The organism is Oribacterium sp. FC2011 (genome assembly GCF_000701645.1).
In the GTDB taxonomy this organism is placed as follows: Bacteria; Bacillota; Clostridia; order Lachnospirales; family Lachnospiraceae; genus Oribacterium.
Window position 1 is genome coordinate 68,266 of sequence record NZ_JNJM01000011.1, and the last position, 19,512, is coordinate 87,777.

The following is a 19,512-nucleotide window of genomic DNA, read 5'->3' on the forward strand; positions in this document are numbered from 1 at the left end:
TAATGGATAACTTTATGGTGGCTAAAAATGCCGGAATTAAAGAAAAAAAGCTTAAAGTAAGAAAGAGTCCTTTGTTTTTCTGCACGGTAATGTTTCAGATTAGTGCTATAAATATCGTAATGCTTATCGCATTCATGTTTGTGATGAGGATGCTTATAGGACAGATGCAGCAGCAGACTCTGAACAGCAGGTCAATGTCTCAGTATGTTCTGTCTCTCAGTACAGAAGAAGCAGAACTTAAGTCAGATGTCATGTCCCTGTATGATCAGGCAATAGGCTACGTATCGGCAAAAGCCGACGAGACACGTGTAGCTCTTCTCCCTGAGATTCAGTCTACAAGAACTATTATAAGTGAGGATATTTCCGAGCTTAAAAAACAGCTGGATGCGGATTCACAGGCCGAGGCATTAGCATCTCTTCAGGAGATACAGAAACAGTATGACCGGCTTAATGTAATGATCGATGAATCCATTGCAGCCATCGATCAGGGTAATCAGGATACAGCCTATGATATACTTTTTAACAGGGCGGAGCTCCAGAAGGTAGCCATATTCCACTCCTGCAAGGTTATAGATGAAGCCGTTACAGCTGAGGCTGACAACAGTAATCTGGAAATGATGCTGATGCTGAAAAACGGAATAGAAGCTGCCATCCGGGGTACAGGACTCTTTATCCTCCTTATAGTATTTAACTTCCTTCTTAACTATTTCGGAATAGTGAGAAAGATAAAGAACATCTCAAGAGAAGTAAGTGATATCATCGGAAAGATAGAAAAGGGTGAGGGAGATCTGACCACAAGAATCTATACCAGAAGTGCATCGGAACTTGTTTATATCATAAACGGCATTAACCTCTTCATAGAGACCCTTCAGAATGTCATGAAGGAGGTTAAGTCCGGTGTTGAGGTACTTAATACTTCCACCGAAACAGTTACAATGAAGCTCAACAAGTCAAACGGAAATGTACAGAGTACCTCCGCTGCCATGGAAGAGCTCAGCGCCAGCATGCAGTCGGTTTCAGAGATGGTATCCTCCATCAATGATCAGGTAATGGAAGTAAAGGCCTCAACGGATGAGATAAACCGTGAAGCAACCGGCGGAAGAGAAACCGCATCAGGCATCAAGCTGGAAGCTGATGAGATAAAGCAGCATGTTACGGAGAGAAAGCATGGCATGAGCGTGAAGGTAAGCGAACTCAGTGAAGTGCTTGCAAAGTCTCTTGAAGATTCCAAGAAGGTTAAGGAAATCAATACACTTACCAAGAACATACTTGATATAGCGGAAAAGACCAATCTTATCGCCGTTAATGCTTCCATCGAGGCAGCCCGTGCCGGACAGGCAGGAAAGAGCTTTGCGGTAGTTGCTTCCGAGGTCAGCAATCTGGCTGCAAACTCCAAGAAGACCGCTAATGATATCCAGAGTATAAGCAAGGATGTTACATCTGCTGTTGAGGAGCTTGCATCTAATGCCCAGATGGTTCTGGATTTCATTAAGACGGATGTAACTAAGGATTACGACAGCTTCGTTGAGACCGGAAACAAGTACGAAAATACGGCAGATACCATGAATACGATGCTTGTCACATTTAAAGATAAGGCGGATTATCTCAATGGTATAATGTCTGATATGGCAAATTCCGTATCCTCCATCACAAATTCCGTATCCGAGAGCTCACAGGCCATCACCCTTTCCGCTCAGAATACCATGGAGATAGTAGGCGATATGAGTGGAATCTCAGAGGCTATGGATCACAATGTTGAAGTAACAGGAAAACTTAACGCCGCAACCAGAAAGTTTGTTGAGGTATAAAATTTTAAAAAAATAGCACAAGACATCTTGAAGATTTCAGATGTCTTGTGCTATACTTCTAATTGCTTTTGAAAGCGCTTACAAAAAGTGGGCGTGTCGTAGAATAAATGAGTTTAATTAACTGATGAACAGTATTATTTTCAGTTTAAAATGGAGGAAGATATGGATTTAAATTTAAGACCGGCAAATGAGTGTACATTTGATGCAGCTTCTTTGGGAGAGGTTATGCTCCGTCTTGATCCGGGCGAAGGCAGGATCAGAACAGCAAGATCCTTCCGTGCGTGGGAAGGCGGCGGAGAGTACAATGTTATCCGCGGACTTCGTAAGTGCTTCGGACTTAAGACAGCAGTTATCACAGCTCTTGCTGACAACGAGGTAGGTCATCTTGTAGAGGACTTCATGATGCAGGGCGGTGTTGATACATCACTTGTTAAGTGGATGGATACAGATGGAATCGGCAGAGTTTGCAGAAACGGACTTAACTTCACAGAGAGAGGTTTCGGTATCCGTGGAGCAAAGGGTTGCTCAGACAGAGCAAACACCGCTATCTCAAAGGCAAAGCCTGAAGATTTCGACTTTGACTATATCTTTGGTGAGCTCGGTGTTCGCTGGCTCCATACCGGCGGAATCTATGCAGCTCTTTCAGAGCAGGCTTCAGAGACTGTTATCGCAGCCATCAAGACAGCAAAGAAGTACGGCACAATCGTTTCTTATGATCTTAACTACCGTCCTTCAATGTGGTCAGCTATCGGCGGACAGGCAAAGGCTCAGGAAGTGAACAAAGAAATCGCAAAGTATGTTGACGTTATGATCGGTAACGAGGAAGATTTCACAGCCTGCCTTGGCTTCAAGATCGAGGGACAGGATGAGTCTCTTAAGGAGCTTAATGTTGACGGCTACAAGAAGATGATCAACGAGGCTGTTAAGACATATCCTAACTTCAAGGCTGTTGCCACAACACTTCGTACTGTTCACACTGCAACAGTTAATGACTGGTCAGCTCTTTGCTGGGCAAACGGCGAGATCTATAAGGCAGCAGATTACAAGGGTCTTGAGATCATGGACCGTGTAGGCGGCGGTGATTCCTTCGCTTCAGGACTTATCTACGGACTTATGACAACCGGCGATGCCGAGAAGGCTGTAAACTATGGTGCAGCTCACGGCGCACTTGCCATGACAACTCCTGGTGACACCACAATGGCTACAAAGAAAGAAGTTGAAGCCGTTATGGGTGGTGCAGGAGCTCGTGTACAGAGATAAACTCTCATTAAATTTACTGACTCGATAAACTCTTTTCTATAAATAACCTAAAACAGGAAAGGCAGGCTGAAAGGCCTGCTTTTTCTGTTATATGGTATCTCCGGTGGATTTCCTTCAGGATTTTAATTCCGGGATCCGTGTGGCACTGCGTTTTGGCATTTGCAACTAATAAAACCTGAAAACAGTGATTTTTGTATGCATAATTGGACTTGTGATTTAAGCCAAATGAATTATACTAAATTTCGGTAACACAATTCGGACGCGAGGGTCCTTAATTGAATATGGAGGGTAAAGATGGCAGATTTTAAACCGGTCAAGGAAGGTAAAGTACGTGAGATCTATGATCTCGGTGACAAGCTTATCATGGTGGCTACTGACAGAATTTCAGCATTTGACGTGATTCTTCATAACCAGATCACCGATAAGGGAAGAGTTCTTACTCAGATGTCAAAGTTCTGGTTCGATCTCACAAAGGATGTTATTCCAAACGATCTGATCTCAGTTGATAACGATGATATGCCGGAGTATTTCCAGAAGCCTGAATTTGATGGCAGAGCAACACTTTGCAAGAAGCTTGAGATGATACCTATTGAGTGCATCGTGCGCGGATACATCACAGGATCAGGATGGGAGAACTACAAGAAGGACGGCACCATCTGCGGATTAAAGCTTCCTGAGGGACTGGTTGAGTGCCAGAAGCTTCCCGAGCCGCTTTACACACCATCCACAAAGGCTGATCTCGGAGACCATGATGAGAATATCAACTTCGAGCAGTCCATAGAAGTCCTTGAGAAGGCATTCCCCGGAAAGGGAAAAGAGATTGCCACAAAGATCAAGGATGCAACACTCGCTGTTTATAAAAAGTGTGCTGATTATGCTCTTTCAAAGGGAATCATTATTGCAGACACAAAGTTTGAGTTTGGTCTCGATGAGAACGGCGAAGTAGTTCTCGCTGATGAGGTTCTCACACCTGACAGCTCCAGATTCTGGAGACTCGATCAGTATAAGGAAGGCCAGGGTCAGTCCTCCTTCGATAAGCAGTTTGTTCGTAACTGGTTGAAAGCAAATCCTGATAACAATGCTACCCTCCCTCAGGATATTGTTGATAAGACAGTTGACCTCTATAAGGAAGCATATACCATGCTTACAGGCAAGACACTGTAAAAGTATTGTAACAAGTACAGCCGGTGGACCATGGGCTGAACTGCTGTAAAGTATCTAAATAAAAACAAAGAGCGGCACAAGAGATGTCTTGTGCCGTTCTTTTTTTGTATGGTAAAATCACGTAAATATAGTTAGTTTGAATATTAATTTTACAGTGTTCTCCGACTTTTTGTGCACTTTTGTATACAAGATATGGGTTAAGGGGAATGATTTATAAAGAGGTCGGTCACAAGGGCATAGTATGGCATGGATAAAAGACCGGGGTTTTAAAGGAGAGATACCATGAATTCAAAAGATGATATCGATTTAAAGAAAAAAGGCTCTGAGCACAGTGGATATACGGAAGATGTAGACATTCCCGGCCTGGATTCCGACGGAAGCAGTCTTAAAAAGGAAGACTACACCGTTAAGCCCATGATACAGGAATTAATGGAAATACATGTCCGTACCGAAGGAAAGGACATAGACGAAGAAGAGCATAAGAAGAGAGAGTATTTCAACAAAATAGTTGAAAAGGCTGCGGGAGAAACAAAAATAGATGAGGACAGACCGGTAAAGGAAGCGGAAGGCTCAATCCTCTATCGAATCTGGTCCAGAGTAAATAAGGAGAGTCCCGCACCGGAAGATCACGTTGAGAAAAAGGTTGAGTACATTGAGCTTTTCTATGATCTGATTTTTGTGTACAGCCTGAGAACTATCAACGCCATTTTCCATAGCTATGAAGAATCCTTCCCGCCTGCGGAAGCCATACTGACATTTATATTCCTTACCGCGGTAGTCATGCAGGTCTGGATGTTCACCACCATGTTTTTCAACAGATACGGAAGGAAGGCACTGAGAGATTACATCAGCATTTTGATCAACATGTACCTTTTGTATTACATGGCCAGCGGTTCCAACCTTCACTTTCTTGATCATTATAATCGCTACCACATTGCCTGGGCACTGATAATGCTGAATATTGCCTACAGAAGCTGGGATAAGCTGCGATTTGCTACGAGACTGGATGAAATCGATAAGGAAATCCTAAGGAATAACGTAACCATCCTGACCTTCGAGTTTGCGTTGATCGTTATTTCAATCCCGGTTTATCATTTGACGGGAATAGTGATTTCACCGGTTGCGCTGATAGTAGGATACATCGGAAAGCTAAAGGAGCACACGGCTTATGACAAAAGACCCTGTGATTTCCCTCATTTTGCGGAAAGAAACCTGCTGCTGGTCATCCTGACCTTCGGAGAAATGATTATCGGCATCTCCGGCTTCTTTAAGGAAGAAACAGGCATCTGGCTCAATGTTTCCTCCTTCCTTGTAGTCATAGGCATGTTCCTGAGCTACGGATTCTTTTATGACAACGTACTTGACCATCATAAAAGGACCTCGGGCCTCGGTTTCCTGGTGATACATGTTATCATGATCCTGGCCATCAACTCCACCACCATTGCCCTTGAACTACTGTCAAGACCTCTGGTGCCCCTGTTTCCGAAGACCATATGGATGGTCATCACCATGACCATCTACTATATCTGCATTCTTTCCATAGAGAGGTATGCAAAGGAACATTTTAAGTTTGGATTTGATTCTATGGCGAAGATATTCCTGATTCTTGCGGCATACACCGGTCTGATGCTTATATTCGGATATAATCAGGCTGTAGGTGCACTTATAACAGTGGTATTTGTATTCGGCATCTTCTTCCTGTTCCTGAGAAGACACCATATACGTCTCAAAGAAATGAAGGTCGGCGGATATATCGAATAAATACTATAGATAACCCTATCATCGACAGCAGAGGATCTCCGCTGTCGATGTTTATTTATGGAGTTATCCCCGGTGGATAACTCTAAAAATAAAACAGTTGAGTTGTAAGGATTTAAATGATAAAATAACAACGTACATTTGTTTGAAATTTAGGGTTTGGTTTTGATAAATGAAGATTATACATTGCGCAGATCTGCATCTTGACAGCAGATTAAATACACACCTGGATGAGAAGAGAGCAAAGGAACGCAGGCAGGAGCTTCTGGGCACCTGGCTAAGGCTTCTGGAATATGCTTCAAAGCAGCAGGTTTCAGCGATTCTTATATCCGGCGATATGTTCGATACGGCAGCAGTCAGCGGGACAACTGCCAATGCTGTCATCGGCAGCATAAGAAACCATCCGGAAATAGTTTTCTTCTATTTAAAAGGAAATCATGACACGGATACCTTTTTGAACAGGGCAGAAGCATTACCGGAGAACATGTATACCTTTAATGATTCATGGAGGATGTTCAGACTGTCAGGGAACATAGTTGTATCAGGAAGAGAACTGAGTACAAGCTTTGCGGGAGCACAGCTTCCGGAGAACTGGGCGGCGAGAACCCTGAAGCTTAAAGAAGAAGACTTCAATATCGTCATGCTCCACGGTCAGGTTATAACAGGATACAGTACTGAAAAATCGGCGGAAACAGACGAAGATATATATATTTCCGACTACGCGGAGCATAATATAGATTACATGGCTCTCGGACATATTCACAAGTACAGTGAAGGCCGGATAGACGGGAGAGGTATGTGGTGTTACCCGGGATGCCTTGAAGGAAGAGGTTTTGATGAGTGTTCAAGGCATGGCTTCATAATGCTTGACATAAATGAAGAGACCCATGAAGTGAAGCGTCAGATGATCGATTTCAGTACGAGACATCTCTGGCTGGTACCCGTGGACATAACAGGTCTGGAAACCTCTATTGATATAGTAAGCAGAACTAAGGCAGAGCTGTCGCTGCTTGGCGGAGTGCCTGCTTCCTCAGAGGAGATAAAAAATTTAGACAGCGATGCCATAAAAGAAATCCTTGAGGAGTCAGGGGGCGGTCGGCTGAAACCGGAAGATATGGTAAGAGTTATCCTTAAGGGAGAGCTTGATATCACGGCCGAAAAAAATATGACATTCATAAGAAGTCAGCTTGATTCCATGTTCTACTATACAGAAGTAGTTGATGATACCCGCCGGACTGTTGACTACCGGATCTTTGAGAATGACAGATCCCTGAAGGGAGAATTCATAAGATCAGTCCGTGAAGATATGGAAATCGGTGATGAGTTAAAGGCCGAGATCATAGAATGCGGCATAAAGCTGCTTATAGGAAGCTAATAAATGAAACTTATCAGTGCAAAAATAGAAAATTTCGGAAAGCTCCATGACAGGAGCATAGATTTTAGTGGAGGTCTCAATGTTTTCCTGAGGGAAAATGGCTTCGGGAAGACAACATTGGCCTCCTTCATAAGAGTTATGTTTTACGGACTCTCCGGCGACAGAAAATCCCAGGACGAGGATAATGACCGTAAGAAGTTCAGACCCTGGCAGGGAGGTACCTTCGGAGGAGAACTGGTATTTGAACTTTCGGAAGGAAGAAGCTATCGTATAGTGCGGACCTTCGGAGAAAGAAAGGCTCAGGATACCTTTACGTTGTATGATGCCGAAACAAACCTCCCGTCAACGGACTTCAGTGAAAATATCGGTGAAGAGATACTGAAGATCGATGAAAGATCCTTCAGAAGAACCGTTTTCATAGGGCAGCAGGAACTGGAAACAGGTATGACCTCTCAGATCAATGCCAAGATTGGCAATGTTTCCGAAGACCCCGAAGACATGAACCGCTACGAAACGGTCATGGAATCCATAAAGGATGAGGTAAATAACCTTTCCCCCAACAGAAGAACCGGAGCCATCTTCAAAAAAAGAATGGAGCTGGAGATCCTTCAGTCTGAATTTAAAAACAAGGAAGCCCTGGAGAAAGAACTTACCGGCAGTGCGGAGCGGTTAAAAAATCTCGGAGATGAACAGAGAACCAGAGCAAAAAACATAGAGATACTAAACAGCCGTGCCATGGCTCTCAGTCAGTATCAGGATACACTTAAAGACAAAATGAAATATGAAGACCTTATAGAGGATATTTCAGAGTGTGAAAAGAGACTGATGGAGATACAGAGAAGACATTTCGGAGCTGAAGCCGACACCCTTACTCCGGAGGAAAGAAGTTCCCGGATTAATCACGACATGAGGGAGCTGGATGTTCGCTTCCGGAATGGTGTACCGGGAGAAACTGAGCTAAGAGGTATCGAAAAAAGGATATCACGTATACAGTTCCTCCATGAAAAGCTTGACCTTATGGAGCAGGCCGGCCTCCGGACTCGTGGAAAAGGCTATGGCGGAGAATTTTCAAATCTGACCGGAATCATGGTATGTATCCTTTCGGTGATCCTGATCATCATCGGAGCCTACATGATATTCACGGATCTCAGCCTCGTGATAGGAGTATGCATACTGGCAGCAGGATTATCCATGCTCATCATAATGCTTATCTCTCAGGCAGTCTCCGGAAACCATGGTCATAAAAGCTCAGGTGGAAATGAGAGACACCGCCAGACTATAGACGAAGTTTACGAAGAGATAGATAAACTGACTTCTGAAGTAGTTATGTATCTGATGAGATATTACCCAAAAGCTGACTTTTCGGATCCCGACAATGTTGATTTCGAAGCCTTCAGAAGTCTGGGAAACGATATCCTGAGATACAACAGACTATGTGATATAAAAGGCTTTGCCGAAGAACTGGCTCTAAAGAGACGGGAGAAGGCAGAGTTTGAACAGACCCATGATATAGAGAAATTAAGAAATGCCATGAGACCCGGAGAAGATGGTGAAAGCTTTGAAACCCTTAGCCGTAAGCTTCAGGAAACCACAGAGGAATACAATGAAGCAGTTGAAACCATCAACAGATTAAAACTGCATTCACAGAACATAGAAAAAGAACTTGAAAAGATTTATGAAAAGGAAAGACAGTATGTTCTCGGCCTGGATGAGCTCCGGGAGCTGGAACAAAGATACAACCTTCTGATACTGACAAGAGACCATATAGAAGAAGCCCATAACAATTTCACAAAAGAATATATGGCGCCCCTTATGTCTGCCTTTGAAAAGTTTTACCGTATCCTCATCAATACCAACGGTCTCAGAGAAATACCTTATCGCATGGATGCCCATTTTAACGTGAATTTCATAGCAGACGGTCGTGAGCACAGCACCCAGCTCCTCTCCGCAGGCTTCCGCAACATGGTGGAACTTGCCCGTAGAATGGCCTTCATTGAAGCCATGTATCAAAAAGAAAAACCCTTCATCCTACTGGATGACCCCTTCGTAAACCTGGACGATTACAAAATCCCCGGCGCAATGCAATTCCTCGACGAAATCGCCCGGTCCTACCAGGTAATTTATTTCACTTGTCATGAAAGCAGACAGTAGAAAGCAAAAACTCAACAGGTATAGATAGAGTAAGAGCCGGAAGGCATCTATTAAAAAACGTTGAGCGAGGACGAGAAAAATCAAAATCGAACCCCTTAGAGGCTCTTGATCCATTTTCCTTAGCTCCCTCGCCAAGTCAGATTTTTCATAAAGAAAATATCTGACATTGGCGAGGGTCTAGAGCCTCTTAGGGGTTCGATTTTAGATTTTTCCGCCGCAGCGATTCGTTTTTTAATAGATGCCTTCCGGCTCGGCCGGTTACTTCTTCCGCTGCTTTTTGCTTTCAGCCTCTGCTTCCCACTCCAGATTCTGGGAAACCGTTGACTCCTGATTGTCGATATGCTCCTTCATGAGAGTCTTGGCACGAATGATATCACGGATCTTGATAGCCTCAAGAATCTTCTCATGCTCATTGATAAGAGTACCCCTCTGAGCCTCATCCTTAATATACTCCAGACGATATCTGTACATCTGCTCACGAAGATTATTGATCATCTGAACAAGCTTATCATTGCGGGTAGCCTTGTAAATAATGTCGTGATAGGCTTCATCAGCTTCCGCAATCTCCATTTCAGAGCCATTATTCTCAACAACCTTTTTGAAATGGTCTTCCGCATCTGCAAGCTCCTTTAACTCCTCATCATTGATACGCTGACAGGCCAAATCTGTAGCAAGCTCCTCGAGTGCGCCGCGAACCTCAAGAACATCCTGTAAACTCTTGTGGGAAATCTTGGCAACCTCGGCACCACGCCTCGGAATCATGATAACAAGACCCTCAAGCTCCAGCTTACGGATAGCCTCTCTTATAGGCGTGCGGGAAACCCCAAGCTTTTCAGCAAGCTGAATCTCCATGAGACGCTCACCGGGTTTCAGCTCCCCCTTAAGGATTGCCTGTCTCAAAGTATTGAAAACGAGATCTCTGAGAGGAAGATACTCGTTCATGTTAACTGTGAATTCACTCATCAAGGTTTTGTCCTCCAATATTTAATAGGTTAGATTATCTCCGGAATAAGAAGAATCGTCATATCAGAGCCATGGCTCTGTAAGATAGACCTGCTTGGCGAGATTCCTGTATTTTCCGAATCGCAAAGCTTCATAGCATTTTTGGGCTTCGGCAACATCACTGAAAATACCGAATACCGTAGGACCTGAGCCGGACATGATCGCATTTACGGCTCCAAGCTCCTTCATGGCATCTTTTATAAGCTCTATTTCCGGGTACTTTTTGCACGTAACTGTCTCCAGGATATTTCCCATATTTACGGCAACTTCATTAACATCCTGCTTTTCAAGGGCGGCTATCACGGAATCAACGTCCGGATGAGCTTCTGCCGGCAGGTCATTAACATGAAGATTCTGATATACAAACTTAGTTGATACGGAAATCGCCGGTTTCGCAAGCACTATGGGGCAGGACGGCAGCTTCCTGAGAGGAGTCAGTACTTCGCCTATTCCCTCTGATAAGGCAGTACCCCTCGTGAGGCAGAATGGCACATCCGCTCCAAGCTTAACTCCACGTAACTTAAGATCTTCTGTGGATAATCTCAGATTAAAGAGCTTATTCATTCCGTAAAGAACAGAAGCCGCATCGGTTGATCCTCCTGCCATTCCGGCAGAAACGGGGATCACCTTTTTTAACTGCATTGAAACGCCCTCTTTGATATCGAACTCATCAATGAGCATCCTGGCTGCGCGGTACATAAGATTGTTCTCATTGACAGGCAGAAACGAAAGGTTGGTTGTAAGCTTTATTTCCGGATCCTTTGTTTTCTGCATGTCGATATTGTCATGGAGCTTTACGGTCTGCATGATCATTCTTACGTCGTGATAACCATCCTCTCTTTGTCGTAAAACGTCCAAAGACAAGTTGATCTTTCCGTAGGCCTGCAGTTTAACACTGTCCATAAATTAAATCTCCGAAATTCATATATAAATCGTTCTTTGTATACAATACTCCGTTATTGTAATGCAAATATTCTGTTTAAGCAAGGAGTTGTGTACTTGGATTTATACAATATTCTAAAAAAAATATAAAAATGAAATATATTGTTTATGAAAAAGTAAAATAATGCAGAAGAAATAATTGACAGAATGACACCTTGTCACTATACTCAGATATCACGAGGTGACAAACTGTCACTAAAAATGACAAAATGTCATAACACTGCCCTATAACAGGTATTCCACACAAGGCAGAAGACAGTTAACAGCAGTATAATGCACCCTGCATCTGAGTTTATGCAGGGATATATAAGAATCGGAGGCTATAAGTGTCAACGGAAAGGTTCGAAAAGTTGTCGAAGGACAAACGGCAACGAATCCTGAATGCGGCCAGAGAAGAATTCGCCAGGGTTCCCTATGAAGAAGCATCCATAAATCAGATCATCAAAAATGCAGGTATCTCCAGAGGCAGTTTCTATACCTATTTTGAGGATAAGAGAGATCTTCTCCAATACATATTCAAGGAAGAAGGAGAAAAAAACAGTCACTTTCTGAAGGAGATAGTATTGGAAAACAGAGGTGATTTCTGGAAAGCCATTACAGAATACACTCGAAGAGTGGCCGGGTACATGAAAAAAGGAACCATACAGCAGAGTATCAACATTCTTACTCAGACAAATATGATGAGACGAGTGGTGGACTGGGTGGAAACGGATATTAAGATCAGGGAAGAGACCGAGAAGGAACAGTTGGAATGGATGATGGAACATCTTGATCTCAGCCTTATGGATGTAAGAGGAAGTAAAGAAAGACTTGGGTTGATACTGAAATCCGCACATATGCTTTCCGTAACAGCGCTTTTTAACATGCTGCTCCATCCTGATAAAGATGAAAACCTGATCCTTCGGGAATTTAATATGCAGCTTGAGCTTTTGAGATACGGAGCAGGCAGGGAGGCCCGGAAACTTATCGAGGCTTCATAAAAGAAGAGAGCATAAAAAACAGAGAATAACCAGACAGAGTGACATTTGACTGAAAAAATATTTCCATAGAAAAGATTGGAGAGTTGTATGAAAAAACCGGTAGCAATATTAATCGTTGTTGGAATAATAGGCGTTATTGGCTGGGCAATCGCAGCCAGGATCATGAAGCCGAAGGAGGAGATCCAGACGAAGGAACTTCCTGCGGTTACCATATCCACTGCCTCCATAGGCTCCATAAAGCATGATACTTCCATAATGGGAAAGATCCAGCCTTCTGATACTTACAGTGTATCTCCGAAGGTTGCAGGCGAGATCATAGAGATCTATGTGCAGAACGGTGACACCGTAAAGCAAGGAGATCCCATCGCAAAGATAGATAACCAGAAGGCCATAGATTCTGCAAAGGCAAGCCTTGATGCAGCTAATGCTTCCGTCCGGGCATCTCAGCAGCAGGCTGCTACTGCGGCGGATGCATTAAATCGTATGACACCGCTCTTCCAGGCAGGTGATGTGGCTCCTCAGACCTTTACGTCTACACAGAATTCTGCCAATGCTGCTCAGGCCCAGGTTGCTTCCGCAAAAGCTCAGGCAGAGTCTGCAAAACTGAATTACGATACCCAGATTGAATACGCAACAGTTACAGCTCCTTCCGACGGAACCATACAGAACCAGAATATGACATTAAACGGAACTGTTTCACAGTCCTCGGTGCTTTGTGTCATCACGGGTTCCGGTCAGAGAAAGGTTACCTTCAGTGTGACTGAGGAAATCCTTAACAACCTTTCCATCGGGCAGAAGGTGACTGTTGAAAAAAACAGTTCCGAATATGAGGGAGCCATAACTAAATTAAGCAGACTGGTAGATAACTCCACAGGACTTTTTGCGGTAGAGGCAGATCTTAAAAATGCCGAAGCTCTTGCAGACGGTGTTGCCGCAAAGGTTAAACTTACCGCTGCAACAGCTGATGATACCACGATCATCCCGGCGGACTATGTTTACTATTCATCCGGAAATCCTTATGTATATGTATACGAGGACGGCATCGCCAAGAGAGCCTTCATTACTTTGGGAATCACAAATGAATCAGAGTACCAGGTACTGGACGGCATCACAACCTCCGATAAGATCGTTTCAAGCTGGACACAGGATATATATGACGGAGCCAGCGTTCGTATCATAGACGAAAATGGAAATATATCAGCTGACTGATATCAGGAAGGAGCATTATAATGCAAAAAATAACCGAATTTGTCATCAGAAGACCGGTTACCACCCTCCTGGTAGTCATCAGTCTCATATTCTTCGGCATAATGTCCCTTCTTAATCAGAAGATGGAGCTTATGTCAAACATCGATGTTCCGGTAATCATCATTACCACAACCTACAACGGTGCGTCCCCGGAAGATATCGATGAACTTATAACATCGCCTATTGAAGAAGGTGTTGCGGTACTTTCGGATGTAAAAACAGTCACCTCCAAATCCTCGGAAAACTATGGCTTCACCATGGTTCAGTATGAGTATGGTACTGACATGGATAAGGCTTACGACGAGCTGAAAAAGAAGATAGACCGGGTAAAGACAGATTTTCCGGATGGTGCCAATGATCCGGATGTCCTCACCATGAATGTTAACGAGCAGGCTTCACTCAGCCTGTCCATAGAGAATTCGGCTCAGGATAATATGTATAACTATGTTGAGAATGATATTTCCCCTGAGTTTGAAAGCCTTGGAACAGTTGCCAGTGTATCACTTGCCGGCGGACAAAAGCAGTATGTAAGCATTGAGATAAAGCCGGATAAGCTTAAGCAATATAACCTTACCATGGCAACAGTGGCTTCCACAGTGGCAGCGGCGGATTTCTCCCTCCCTGCGGGAACCACCAATGTAGGCACACAGAAGCTGTCCGTATCCACAGGTAATACCTATGACAAGGTAAAAGCTCTTGAAAGCATCCCTATCACTACAGGAAACGGAAACACCGTATATCTCAGTGATATCGCACGCGTAAATCTGGCTCTCAAAGACAGGGAGGCCATAGGAAGATACAACGGACAGGATACCATCATGCTGGATCTCACCAAGAAACAGAGTGAGTCGGCGGTTTCCATGTCAAATCAGGCTAAAAAGCTTATCGAGGAGCTGGAAGCAAGAGATGATAATCTGAAGATCCGTATAATCGATGATGATGCAGACAGCATTAAGAGCTCTCTGACATCAGTGTTTGAGACAATGATCGCGGCCGTTATCATTTCCATGATCATAATCATACTGTTCTTCGGAGATCTGAAGGCATCTCTCATAGTTGGTACCTCAATCCCGCTGTCTATCCTTACAGCACTTGTAGCCATGTGGGCAATGGGATATTCCCTTAATATGGTCACCATGTCAGCCCTGGTTCTCGGCGTTGGTATGATGGTTGATAACTCCATAGTTGTACTTGAAGCCTGCTTCAGAGCCATGGATAAGTACAGTACGGTTGGCTTGAAAACAAGACAGTCAGCAGCTCTCGAGTCCATACAGACAGTCGGTGAGTCGGTTCTTGGTTCGACCCTTACCACCTGCGTAGTTTTCCTGCCGCTTGGTTTCATGAAGGGACTTATGGGACAGTTCTTCGGACCCCTTGGATTTACCATCGTGTTCTGCATGCTTTCGTCCCTTATTTCAGCGGTTTCCATAGTGCCTCTATGCTTTGTTATGTATAAACCGAAGGAGAATAATCATGCTCCGGTACATAATATTATACAGAGAATGCAGGTAGCCTATCGCGTAATAATCGATAAGTTCCTTAACCACAGAGCTCTGGTGCTTATCATTTCAATTGCCCTTTTCATTAGCTCACTTGGATTATTGAGAGCTATCAAGGTAGAGATGATGCCGGCAACCGATAACGGTAAGCTGACCATCACCCTGAATACAAGATCGGGTCTCAGGGTAGATGAAATTGATAAGATGCTTCTCAGGATAGAGGATGTAGTCTCTCAGGATCCGGATACAAAAAACTACAGAGTGTCTTCTGGCGGTTCGGGTATCCAGACCATGTATTACGGAAGCAGTTCTACCGTCACCGTGGAGCTTATAAAAGAAAGGAGCATGAAGACAAAGGATAAAGCCACCTACTATCGTAAGCTTTTCGATGGTTTTCCCGATGCGGTGGTTTCCGTAAAGGCCAATAACTCCATGTCCGGTATGTCAACGGCAAAGGAGACGTATGAGACTATACTTAAGTCTTCAAATTATAATGATCTGAAACAGGCCTCCAAGGAAATAGTGGAAGAGCTTCAGAAAAGGGAAGATATTACAGCTGTTCACTCTTCACTGGAGAATGCGGCTCCCCTTATCAAGATTCATGTGGATCCTATAAAGGCTAATGCAGAAGGTCTTACACCTCAGGGTGTCGGAAATCAGCTTTACAACATGATCTCCGGTAAGAAAGCCATGACCATGCGTATAGACGGACAGAATACCGATGTTACCGTAGAGTATCCTAAGGATGAGTTTGATGATGTAGAAAAGATCAAGGATGTATTCCTTACAACCCCTTCCGGCTCCCAGGTACAGCTTAAGGACATCAGTGAGGTGGTATTTGAGGATTCACCTGCCTCTATTTCGAGAGAAAACAAGAAGTATATTGCAACCATAACGGCTGATTACACCACTAAGGCGGATCAGATGTCCCGAATGAGCATCAATAATGAAGTGATCAAGAAGTATCTCGTAAATGGTATAACCACGGGTCTGAATTCTTCCGATCAGTCACAGCAGGAAGAGTTCGCATCCTTTGGTGTAGCGTTGGTTATCGCTGTATTCCTCATCTGGGTAGTAATGGCATCGCAGTTTGAGTCCATGAGATTTTCATTCATGGTCATGACCACACTTCCTTTGGCACTTATCGGTTCCTTTGCACTTTTGTGGCTGACGGATGCATCTATCTCCATGGTATCACTTCTTGGATTTATGATGCTGGTTGGTACGGTTGTTAATAACGGTATCCTTTATGTAGATACCGTAAACCAGTACAGAATGGGTATGCCGAGGCGCCGTGCCCTTATAGAAGCCGGTGCAACCAGACTCCGACCTATCCTTATGACAACCCTCACCACCGTTCTTTCCATGATACCTATGGCTTTAGGTATCGGTGATAACGGTGAAATGATGAGAGGTCTTGCGATAGTAGATATAGGCGGACTTACGGCCTCTACCATACTGGCCCTACTGGTACTTCCTATTTACTACACCGTAATGGATAAGAAGAAAAAGAATGTAGATATGGATGTTCCGAGCGCCGGATACATGGAAGGTAAGAATCCTGCGGAGTATTACCAGAAGAAGGCCGCAGAGGAATGGGAACGCTACGGCACACCTGACGATGATCCAACAGGTGAAGATGATTTTGAAGAGAAACTGGAAGAGAAAGCAGATTTCACTGAAGGCTTCCCGGATTGATAAAAATTCAGGAGATATTAAATGAGAATTAGTGGAAAAAAACTGGCTATTGTTATGGCGGGAGTGATGCTGGCAGAGACATTTGCAGGATCCGCTGTGACAGCATTGGCAGCAACGGGGGCTACAGTTGACAAAGCCCCCAAACAGACCTCCTATGAAAGAGAAAGATCTGCGGAAGAGTGGGCGTCCCTCCGTGACAATGTACTTACATGGGATGAGATAAGGGATCTTGTGCATGAGTACAATCCCACAGTTTCTTCTCTTTGGATAAACTACAGAGACAATGATGACGGCGGAACCTATGACCTTACATATGACGATGTTATCGACAATATCGAAACTACCTATGAGAACTCTTTGGGAATAAGTGACGCACAGGATGCTTCTGCGGAACTCACAAGAAAAACGTCACTTGCAAGCGTTGATACAACCATCCAGAACTCAGACAGAGAAGTAGTGACAAAGGGTTATCAGAAAACAGAAGTGCAAACTGCCGAAGCCATAAAGCAGAAAATAATCGGTATATATACATCGGAGCTTAATGCAAAACTCTCTGAGATTACAGTAAATAATGACAGGAATCTTCTTGAGCAGGCACAGCGTAAGCTTCAGGTTGGTACTGGAACAGAGCTTGATGTTCTGAAGGCAGAAAAGACTCTGAAGGATGACGAGACAGCACTTCAGAAAGCATTAACCGACCGGATAAAAAACAAGCAGACAGTACTTGTAAACCTTGGCTGGAAATATGATGCGGAGCCGGTTATTTGTGCGGTACCTGAGGTTACGGACGAAATGATCAATTCCATAAACCTTCAGGAAGATATCACAAAGGCATACGGAAACAGCTACGTCCTTGCCATAGATGAAAAGAAGCTGGCACTTGCAGAATCAGAAAGTACAACAAGCAGTGCTCAACTTACTCTGAACAGTGACAAAAATCAGGTGCAGTCAGACATGACTTCTGTTTATAATGCACTTTTAACAGCCCAGAATGAACTTTTAAAGCAGCAGCTGGATGAGCTGAATCTTACAGAGACCCTGAATCAGGTCACAAGAAGTTATCAAACGGGATCCGCAAGCTTAAGGGAGCTTGAGAGTGCACAGTTTAATCTGGAATCCTCAAAGTTAAACACTGAGCTTAAGAAGTATGCACTTCAGTCAGCGTACTTTACATATATTTCATATAGGGACGGGCTTGCAGGAACAGGAACAAATTCGGCATCATAAAAATCCGGACTTTAGATAAAGATTTTGTATTTGAAGAAATAGGTTTCCCCCGGAAATATTTATGAACGTCGCATGGAGATTACTATGAAAAGGAATATTTTGAGAACTGCAGCAGGCGTTACATTGACATTGGCTTTAATGTCCTGCAATGCAGCATTGGCATCAAACCCCATGCCCGGTACCAGAACTCTGACGCCTGTGTATGATCCCTACACTAAGCAGCAAAGTCTCACCGGCGTTGACTCACAGGGACGCCCAAATGGCATGGACGATGTTACCTGGGCAAGACTTCAGGATGATGTCATCGATTATGACGAGATCGAAAACCTGGTTGAGTACAGAAGTATCATAGCACAGCAGCAGTATGCGGCTATAGATAATATTGCTGTTGATATGAATACCATAGTGGACAGTCTGAGCAGTACCATAGAAGACTTAAACGCCATGATTTCGGATCTGAAAGATGCAAAAAACAGCACGGATAATGAAGCCGAAAAGGAAGCTTATGAAGCGTCCATAAAGATGATCAGCGCCATGATCAACAGCAGTGGCTCCACAGATACCCTTCACGTGGCAAAATCAAGCGCAGAAAGCGGCCTTACAAGTACTGTGAACAGGATAAAAATGTCCATGCATGGCAGCAAGGTTTCAATTGTTACCGGCATGAATGCGGCATTTATAGGATATCAGTCACTTGCCGAGCTTGAACAAATGTATCAGAAACAGGTGGACATGTACCAGACGATTTATGATTCCACCCAAAGATCATGGGCAGTAGGTATGGCCACGGATCTCCAGGTAAAAAAAGCTGAAGCAGATCTCAAATCCGCCATGATCAACCTTAACAAAAACAGGGAAAATATGCGGAGCATAAGAGATAAGATGGCCCTGATCCTTGGCTGGGATTCTTCAAATTGTGCCAATGTTTCCATCGGTGCCATGCCTGCATATGATGAAAACTACATCTTTACCAGAAATCTCGATAACGATATTGCCGAGGCCCGCCTGCATAATGTTAAATACGGTACAGCTCAGGGCACAGTGGACAAAAACATCACAGGATACACAGAGACAGATATCAGTCGAAACGAAGCCCGTGAAAACCTTAATGTCTCTATGTCTGACCTCTACAACACCGTTATAAGGGCAGCTTCCGAAAACAATGCCGCCCAGGCAGGCTATGCCCTTGCCGCAAGACAAAAGGGTCAGGCCGAAAGAAGCTACGCCGTAGGAACAGTCGGAAACGGCGAGTACCAGGGCGCCCTTGTTCAGTACATTGTCTCCGAAGCCCAGGCCAACATGGCCATGATCAACGCCTCCGCCGCCGTCCTAAACTACCAGGCCGCTCTTAAAGGTTTTGTGTGATCCCCCTAAAAAACGAAATAATATTATTCCCTAAA

General features: G+C 44.0%; 13 protein-coding genes. 11 read left to right on the forward strand and 2 right to left on the reverse strand.

The genetic code is table 11. The features are described 5' to 3' along the window. The first annotated feature begins 2 nt into the window (after positions 1-2). The 6 genes from T357_RS0110360 to T357_RS0110385 all read left to right on the forward strand — a co-directional run bounded on the left by T357_RS0110360 (position 3) and on the right by T357_RS0110385 (position 9,516). On the forward strand, positions 3-1,808 hold the full coding sequence (locus T357_RS0110360; protein WP_031552028.1) for a methyl-accepting chemotaxis protein: 1,806 nt from the start codon (positions 3-5) through the stop codon (positions 1,806-1,808). A gap of 162 nt (positions 1,809-1,970) precedes the next feature. Beyond that, positions 1,971-3,068, forward strand: a complete 1,098-nt coding sequence (locus T357_RS0110365) for a sugar kinase (RefSeq protein WP_031552030.1) — start codon at positions 1,971-1,973, stop codon at positions 3,066-3,068. A gap of 294 nt (positions 3,069-3,362) precedes the next feature. Next, positions 3,363-4,232: a phosphoribosylaminoimidazolesuccinocarboxamide synthase gene (locus tag T357_RS0110370; protein WP_031552033.1), complete on the forward strand. Its 870-nt coding sequence runs from the start codon at positions 3,363-3,365 to the stop codon at positions 4,230-4,232. A gap of 282 nt (positions 4,233-4,514) precedes the next feature. Continuing rightward, complete coding sequence (locus tag T357_RS0110375) at positions 4,515-5,993, forward strand: low temperature requirement protein A (RefSeq protein WP_031552037.1); 1,479 nt, start codon at positions 4,515-4,517, stop codon at positions 5,991-5,993. Between the two features lie 169 nt (positions 5,994-6,162). After that, complete coding sequence (locus tag T357_RS0110380) at positions 6,163-7,365, forward strand: metallophosphoesterase family protein (protein WP_031552040.1); 1,203 nt, start codon at positions 6,163-6,165, stop codon at positions 7,363-7,365. A gap of 3 nt (positions 7,366-7,368) precedes the next feature. After that, the gene (locus tag T357_RS0110385) at positions 7,369-9,516 is read left to right on the forward strand and encodes an ATP-binding protein (protein WP_031552043.1); all 2,148 of its coding nucleotides are present in this window, start codon (positions 7,369-7,371) and stop codon (positions 9,514-9,516) included. Between the two features lie 258 nt (positions 9,517-9,774). On the opposite strand, the gene T357_RS0110390 is transcribed toward T357_RS0110385, so the two are convergent. Both T357_RS0110390 and ispE read right to left on the reverse strand, forming a co-directional pair. After that, positions 9,775-10,479, reverse strand: a complete 705-nt coding sequence (locus T357_RS0110390; protein WP_330373112.1) for a GntR family transcriptional regulator — start codon at positions 10,477-10,479, stop codon at positions 9,775-9,777. A gap of 63 nt (positions 10,480-10,542) precedes the next feature. After that, positions 10,543-11,421 (reverse strand): 4-(cytidine 5'-diphospho)-2-C-methyl-D-erythritol kinase, encoded by an 879-nt coding sequence (ispE, locus tag T357_RS0110395; RefSeq protein WP_031552048.1) that lies wholly within the window; start codon positions 11,419-11,421, stop codon positions 10,543-10,545. A gap of 365 nt (positions 11,422-11,786) precedes the next feature. Between ispE and T357_RS20295 the strand changes: the two genes are divergently transcribed. From T357_RS20295 to T357_RS0110420, 5 genes are all read left to right on the forward strand, one after another. Next, positions 11,787-12,440, forward strand: coding sequence for a TetR/AcrR family transcriptional regulator (locus tag T357_RS20295; RefSeq protein WP_049962378.1), 654 nt, complete (start codon positions 11,787-11,789; stop codon positions 12,438-12,440). Positions 12,441-12,527: 87 nt separating this feature from the next. Beyond that, positions 12,528-13,649, forward strand: a complete 1,122-nt coding sequence (locus tag T357_RS0110405; RefSeq protein WP_049962379.1) for an efflux RND transporter periplasmic adaptor subunit — start codon at positions 12,528-12,530, stop codon at positions 13,647-13,649. A 20-nt stretch (positions 13,650-13,669) separates the two neighbouring features. Next, entirely contained in the window at positions 13,670-16,885 is a 3,216-nt protein-coding gene (locus T357_RS0110410; RefSeq protein WP_081828127.1) for an efflux RND transporter permease subunit, read from the forward strand. Between the two features lie 21 nt (positions 16,886-16,906). Then, entirely contained in the window at positions 16,907-18,112 is a 1,206-nt protein-coding gene (locus T357_RS0110415) for a TolC family protein (protein WP_031552060.1), read from the forward strand. 84 nt (positions 18,113-18,196) lie between these two features. Then, entirely contained in the window at positions 18,197-19,477 is a 1,281-nt protein-coding gene (locus T357_RS0110420) for a TolC family protein (protein WP_031552063.1), read from the forward strand. Positions 19,478-19,512: the final 35 nt, after the last annotated feature.